This is a genomic window from [Clostridium] aminophilum (genome assembly GCF_900101295.1).
Lineage (GTDB): Bacteria > Bacillota > Clostridia > Lachnospirales > Lachnospiraceae > Clostridium_R > Clostridium_R aminophilum_A.
This window is the reverse complement of the sequence record NZ_FOIL01000092.1, coordinates 1-6,106: the sequence shown is the minus strand read 5'-3', so window position 1 is coordinate 6,106 and position 6,106 is coordinate 1. Positions and strand designations below refer to the sequence as shown.

Below are 6,106 nucleotides of genomic sequence, written 5' to 3'. Positions count from 1 at the left end.
CCGCGGACTTTGCGCGCCGCCGCTGGTCACCGTTAGGTGACAGCTTCCTTACAGCGGCGTGCGCATCCTCGCGGAGCGTTTTTGTTTCATAGGGAATTTCGGAGAAATTTCCTATGAAACGAAAAGACCGAAATCTGCTGCCGGAACGAAACGTCCCGGCAGCAATTCCGGCCTGAGTTCAGTTCTCTTTGTCGTCTTATCTCTCGTTCGGCATTCGCCAGTCATGATGATTGGTGTGCAGAAGTTCTTCGGCCTTCTCCGAGAGCGGTGCCCCCAGGAAATCCTGATAAACCTGTTTGATGGACGGGTTTTCGTGAGAGAATCTCAGATTGCTTCCGCTGTCCTGCATATAAAGGATTGGAGCGCGGAGCGGAGCCATCTCAAATCCTTCGCGGATCGGCTGACCGCCGCCGCCGACGCAGCCTCCCGGACAGGCCATCACTTCCACGAAATCATAGGACACACGCCCCTGTTTCATCTGCTTTAACAGCTCGTTCGCATTGCCCAGACCGCTGACAACCGCAACTTTCAGCGTCTTTCCGCCGAGCTCGAATTCTTCTTCCTTCCAGCCCTTCTGTCCGCGGACGCTCTTGAACGCATCCGGCTTCGGATTCTTCCCGTTGACCATATAATAGGCCGTGCGAAGTGCTGCCTCCATAACGCCGCCGGTGGCACCGAAAATATTGCCGGCACCGCTTCCGACGCCAAGCGGAAGATCCGGATCGGATTCCGGAAGCGATGTCACGTCGATCTGGTCCGCGCGGATCAGTCTCGCGATCTCTCTCGTCGTCAGCACTACATCCACATCCGGGTCGCCTTCCGCATTCTTCATGCTCGGATATTCCGCTTCCGCCTTCTTCGCCACGCACGGCATAATCGCAACCACAAAGATTTTCGCCGGATCCACGCCGAGAAGATTCGCATAATAGGTCTTGATCAGCGCGCCGAACATCTCCATCGGAGACTTGGCGGTGGAGAGATTGTCGACAAATTCCGGATAATGTGCCTTACAGTAGCGGACCCATCCCGGACAGCAGGATGTAAACATCGGGAATTTCTGGCCCTCCGGATGCTTTACCTTCTCCAGAAGTTCGCTTGCCTCTTCCATGATCGTCAGGTCCGCGCTGAAGTCGGTGTCAAATACATAGTCAAAGCCGATCTTGCGCAGACCACCGACAATACGGCGGAAAGTCGCAAATTCCGGATTGATCTTGAACGATTCCCCCCATGCGGTACGGATCGCCGGCGCAACCTGCGCGATCGTGATCCGATCCGGATCTTCCAGTGCCTCCAGCACACGGTCGGTGTCATCGCGCTCACGGAGCGCACCGACCGGACAATGTGTAATGCACTGGCCGCAGAGGACGCAGTCCGCGTCTTCCAGACGGTATAACCCGGTCACATCGACCGTGGTACGGCTGCCGGTATTGACCAGATCCCATACATTGGTGTTCTGAATCTTGTCGCACACCTGAATGCAACGCATGCACTTGATGCATTTGTCATAATCCCGGATCAGCGGGAATTTCACATTGGATTTCTTCTGCGGAATATTCCGCTCATACAGCATCCGGAAGATATTCAGGCTGTTCGCCACTTTCTGCAGCTGACAGTTTCCGCTTCGGTTGCAGATCGCGCAGTTGGTGTCGTGTTCGGACAGGATCAGCTCCACATTGGTTTTGCGGGCATCACGCACCTTCTTGGTGTTGGTATGGATCTGCATTCCGTCCTGCACCGGATTGTTACAGGCGGTAAAGAGTCTCTCATAGCCTTCCACTTCCACGACGCACACACGACAGGCGCCGATTTCATTTAATCCCTTCATAAAGCAGAGCGTCGGAATATGAATGCCTGCCATAGCGGCAGCGTCCAGAATGGTAGTTCCCTCTGAGACTTCCAGGTCTCTGCCATCGATCGTAACTTTTACCATTTCGCGTCTCTGCCTCCTTTGAATACTCCATATCCGAAGTGATCGCAGTGAAGACATCTGCCAGACTCCTGACAGGCCTCTTCTCTCGTCATTCCAAGTTCCATGAGTTTGAAGTCATTGCGGCGCTCATCGGCCGGACGCTCATGCATATTGATTCGGCCGCACGGCGTGTTGTCGCTGAAGCGTACCGGAGGCACCTGAACATCCGTCGTGATCGCGTGGAAATATCCCAGATATTCATCGATATTCGCTGCCGCAACCTTTCCGGCCGCAATGGCACGGATACAGGTCGCCGGTCCGGTCACGCAGTCGCCGCCGGCGAAGATTCCTTCATTGTCCGGAATCTGACTGGTGTCAAATGCGGTAAGCCGGCCTCGCTCCAGCGGCAGACCGAATTCTCCGAATTTACGGGAGTCGATTCCCTGTCCGACCGCCACAAGCACCAGATCACAGGGCATCCGGATATCTTCACGTTCGCTGGAATCCTTGACGGACGGCCTTCCATCCTTGATATAACTGGTCATCTGCTGGCGAACCCAGAGGGCCGCCACTTTTCCTTCTTCATCCTTCTCAATGCGAAGCGGCGCATCCAGTTCCATAACCTCACAGCCATCCGCGATCGCGCCCTGAACTTCTTCCGGAAGGGCGGTCATATCGTCGATGCGGCGGCGGTACATAATGTGTACGCTCTTTGCTCCGCAGCGGATCGAGGTTCTGGCAACGTCCATCGCCACGTTTCCTCCGCCGATGACCGCAACACGCATTCCGGTAAAATCCGGATACTCGTCGTCACCGATGCGGCGAAGCAATTCTACCGCGGAGATTACACCGGAGGCATCCTCACCGTCAATTCCCACTTTTCGGTCGGTCTGCGCACCGATGGCAACATAGATCGCGTCATATTTTTTCCGGATATCCTCGATCTTGATGTCATTTCCGATGCTGACACCGCATTTCGCCTTAAATCCGGATTTCATCATACCATTGATCTCGTGATCCAGGATTTCTCTCGGAAGACGGTAGGACGGAATCCCGTAGCGGAGCATGCCGCCAAGTTTCTGACGCTGCTCATAGACCGTGACATCGTGACCCATGATGGAGAGATAGTACGCCGCGGACAGACCGGACGGACCGCCGCCGATGACGGCAACCTTCTTTCCGGTCTTCTCCATCCGTTTCGGCGCCTTGATCTCGCCCTCATGCTCTACGGCAAACCGCTTTAATCCGCGGATGTTCAGCGGCGCATCGATCATCATGCGGCGGCAGCGGACTTCGCACGGATGCTCGCAGATCAGACCGCAGGCTGCCGGCATCGGATTGTCTTTGCGGATGAGATCCACCGCATCCTGATATCTGCCCTCATGCACCAATGCGATGTAACCCGGAATATCCACGTGCGCCGGACACTGTGATACACACGGTACCGGCTGGTTCTGCATTCCCTTGCAGCGGTTTCTGGTGATGTGCTCCACATAATCGTCGCGGAAGCCCTCCAGACCGCGCAGAACCATGTGAGCACCTTCCGCACCGATCGCACAGTCGGCCGAATAGTAGATACTCTTTGCCGTCTTCTCGATCAGATCCAGCGTTTCCATGGTTGCGGTTCCGTCCAGAACGGAATTGATCAGTAGTTCCAGCTGTCCCAGACCTACGCGGCACGGAACGCATTTTCCGCAGGACTGCGCATGGCACAGATGAAGAAATGACCATGCCAGATCCACCGGACACAGTCCCGGCTGGCTGGCTGTAATACGACGCTCCAGGTCTTTATACAGCTCTTCCACCGTCTGCTGGGCCTTGTCCTGGGTTACGATGCTAAGTCGACTCATTTACCCGTTGTCCTCCCATTTTCAAAACACTCGCCGATCGGGATCCGAATATAACAAAAAGAAACCGCTCCGCGGGTTGTCAGTTGCCGGTTGTAATTAAATTAACTATTTAGAACGGAATTATCTGAATTTATTATACGCTTTATGGAGATTGTGGTAAAGAGAAAGTATATCGATTCGTCCCGGGTCGAATCTCACGGAATCCCTATCAAGTGCCTGAACGGCCGGAACGCGGTTCATGCTGAGCTCGTGAAGCACCTTGCAGAGCACGGGCTTTGGCTCGTTGCTCGCGGAACAAAGTCCGCGGAGCGTTTTTGTTTCATAGGGAATTTCAGAGAAATTTCCTATGAAACAAAAAAAGAGAAGCTTCTCAGCTTCTCTTTCTCGAGGCGACAACCAGATTTGAACTGGTGATCAGGGTGTTGCAGACCCACGCCTTACCGCTTGGCTATGTCGCCATCTTTTATTGCGATACCGAAGTATCGAATGACCCCAACCAGATTCGGACTGGTGTTACCGCCGTGAAAGGGCGATGTCTTAACCGCTTGACCATGGGGCCGTATTGATTGTCCCACACACAGGATCTGGTGTAAAACAAGCTCCTCCAGTTGGACTTGAACCAACGACATCGTGATTAACAGTCACGCGCTCTACCGACTGAGCTATAGAGGAATAATTGCTGTCATATCAGCAACAACGATAGTATATCGAAAAAGTGTTCATCTGTCAAGCACTAATGTGAGGATTTTTATCTATTCCCTTCGTGCTCCTTTTCTATGTAAATTATCGGCACCATTCCGGAGTGACATTAGTTTCCGGAAACCGGAACTCAGCTCCGCTGTCCTTGCCCTGCAATATCACGCTACTTCGATCTGGTTATATAAAATTATCCTCTTCTGGCATTTTCTATATTGTCACTCTGATGCTATATTGTGAGATATCATATAGAAATGCTATGGATTCAGCGCTGGTTCATAGCTCAGAATCCCATGAGACAGTTAAGGGAACGCCGATATCCTCCGTGTTTCCTTGGAAAGAGAGAAAAAGGAAAGAACTATGAGAACAAATGAAAGGAATCAGTATCTGTTAAGAATCGCGTATACCGGCCTGATGGCAGCGCTCTGCTTCGTCGGATACGCCGTCTTCCCGGCATTTAACGCGACAGGGACGAAGATCCACCTCGGAAATGCCTTCGTTGTGCTGGGGGCCCTTCTTCTGGGCGGTCCCTGCGGCGGAATTGCCGGCGCAATCGGTCTGTCGCTCGCTGACATTCTCGGAGGTTACGCGGCATCTGCGCCTCGAACCTTTATCTGTAAGCTTCTGATCGGCCTGATCGCCGGTTTTGTGGCACACCGCATTGCCAGAATCTCGCAAAACCATCCGAAATCCTACCTGATGCGCTGGTCCGCGATCTCCGCTGCAGCTGGTCTCGGCGCCAACTGCATCATCGAGCCGTCCATCAAATATCTGTGGTACACCATCCTCACTCCGAATGCTGAGAAGGCGGAATCTGCGATTCACGCGCTTCTGGCGATTACCACCTACGCGACGATCATCAATGCCGTCATCAATTCCATCCTCGGCGTTATCGTCTATCTTGCAGTTCGCCCGATTCTGTTCCGGATCGGTTTCGTAGACGTGAGCGGAGCAAAAGCAGTTTCCACGAAAGGCGCCGCATAAGCATTTGATGAAATGTTTATACTCCGATTGATATCGGATTCATTCGGGGATCGCTTTGCCGTAAAATAATTCAAAGGCTCTAACGGGCTGCTCGACGGATTTCGGAATTCCTGTCGACGTACCGTTGGAGCCTTTTCTCTTGGATCCTGTTCTTTCGCAGTTATATGCAATCCACTTAACGGATTTATCGCCAGCTTTTGACGCAAATACAGTCGCCAAGGACTCCTGCAAGCTCGGGCTATGGCTCGTTGCCCATGAAAAAAAGGGCACCGCCTCACGGCGATGCCCTCTCACGATGTATCTTCAAAACTGCTTACTGATTGAAATATTCCGATTTTTGAAACCTTCTGGATAAGCCCTCGACCTATTAGTGACAGTCAGCTCCATGCATTACTGCACTTCCACCTCTGCCCTATCAACCTCATACTCTTTAAGGGGTCTTACTTCTTTCGAATGGGATATCTCATCTTGAGGGGGGCTTCACGCTTAGATGCCTTCAGCGTTTATCCCCTCCCGGCTTGGCTACTCTGCCATAGGATTGATTCCTAACAGATACACCAGCGGCCAGTCCATCCCGGTCCTCTCGTACTAGGGACGGCTCCTCTCAAATATCCTGCGCCCGCGCCGGATAGGGACCGAACTGTCTCACGACGTTCTGAACCCAGCT

Annotated in this window: 4 protein-coding genes, 3 tRNA genes and 1 rRNA gene; 2 read left to right on the top strand and 6 right to left on the bottom strand. The window is 53.0% G+C overall.

From position 1 onward, the window contains the following. Positions 1-196 precede the first annotated feature (196 nt). Both BMW41_RS13795 and BMW41_RS13790 read right to left on the bottom strand, forming a co-directional pair. Positions 197-1,930 (bottom strand): NADH-dependent [FeFe] hydrogenase, group A6, encoded by a 1,734-nt coding sequence (locus BMW41_RS13795; protein ID WP_074650777.1) that lies wholly within the window; start codon positions 1,928-1,930, stop codon positions 197-199. Next, positions 1,924-3,759 carry an NAD(P)-binding protein gene (locus BMW41_RS13790; RefSeq protein WP_074650776.1) on the bottom strand — a complete coding sequence of 612 codons (1,836 nt, stop codon included), beginning with the start codon at positions 3,757-3,759 and terminating at the stop codon, positions 1,924-1,926. Before BMW41_RS13790 ends, BMW41_RS13795 begins: the two co-directional genes overlap by 7 nt. A 144-nt stretch (positions 3,760-3,903) precedes the next feature. On the opposite strand from BMW41_RS13790, the gene BMW41_RS14690 reads away from it, so the two are divergent. After that, positions 3,904-4,173: a hypothetical protein gene (locus tag BMW41_RS14690; protein ID WP_074650774.1), complete on the top strand. Its 270-nt coding sequence runs from the start codon at positions 3,904-3,906 to the stop codon at positions 4,171-4,173. On the opposite strand, the gene BMW41_RS13780 is transcribed toward BMW41_RS14690, so the two are convergent. The 3 genes from BMW41_RS13780 to BMW41_RS13770 form a co-directional block, all read right to left on the bottom strand. After that, positions 4,147-4,217: transfer RNA gene (locus BMW41_RS13780), tRNA-Cys, on the bottom strand. The genes BMW41_RS14690 and BMW41_RS13780 overlap by 27 nt on opposite strands. Positions 4,218-4,246: 29 nt before the next feature. After that, positions 4,247-4,318, bottom strand: a tRNA-Glu gene (locus tag BMW41_RS13775). A gap of 40 nt (positions 4,319-4,358) precedes the next feature. Then, positions 4,359-4,431, bottom strand: a tRNA-Asn gene (locus BMW41_RS13770). Between the two features lie 384 nt (positions 4,432-4,815). On the opposite strand from BMW41_RS13770, the gene BMW41_RS13765 reads away from it, so the two are divergent. Next, positions 4,816-5,439, top strand: coding sequence for an ECF transporter S component (locus BMW41_RS13765; protein ID WP_074650772.1), 624 nt, complete (start codon positions 4,816-4,818; stop codon positions 5,437-5,439). A gap of 347 nt (positions 5,440-5,786) precedes the next feature. Here BMW41_RS13765 and BMW41_RS13760 read toward each other — a convergent pair. Next, positions 5,787-6,106, bottom strand: a 23S ribosomal RNA gene (locus BMW41_RS13760); the annotation flags it as partial.

Excerpts from the sequence above, each read along its gene's own strand:
- BMW41_RS13795 (WP_074650777.1), bottom strand. The coding sequence starts at position 1,930 with ATGGTAAAAGTTACGATCGATGGCAGAGACCTGGAAGTCTCAGAGGGA.
- BMW41_RS13790 (WP_074650776.1), bottom strand. The coding sequence starts at position 3,759 with ATGAGTCGACTTAGCATCGTAACCCAGGACAAGGCCCAGCAGACGGTG.
- BMW41_RS14690 (WP_074650774.1), top strand. The coding sequence starts at position 3,904 with ATGGAGATTGTGGTAAAGAGAAAGTATATCGATTCGTCCCGGGTCGAA.
- BMW41_RS13765 (WP_074650772.1), top strand. The coding sequence starts at position 4,816 with ATGAGAACAAATGAAAGGAATCAGTATCTGTTAAGAATCGCGTATACC.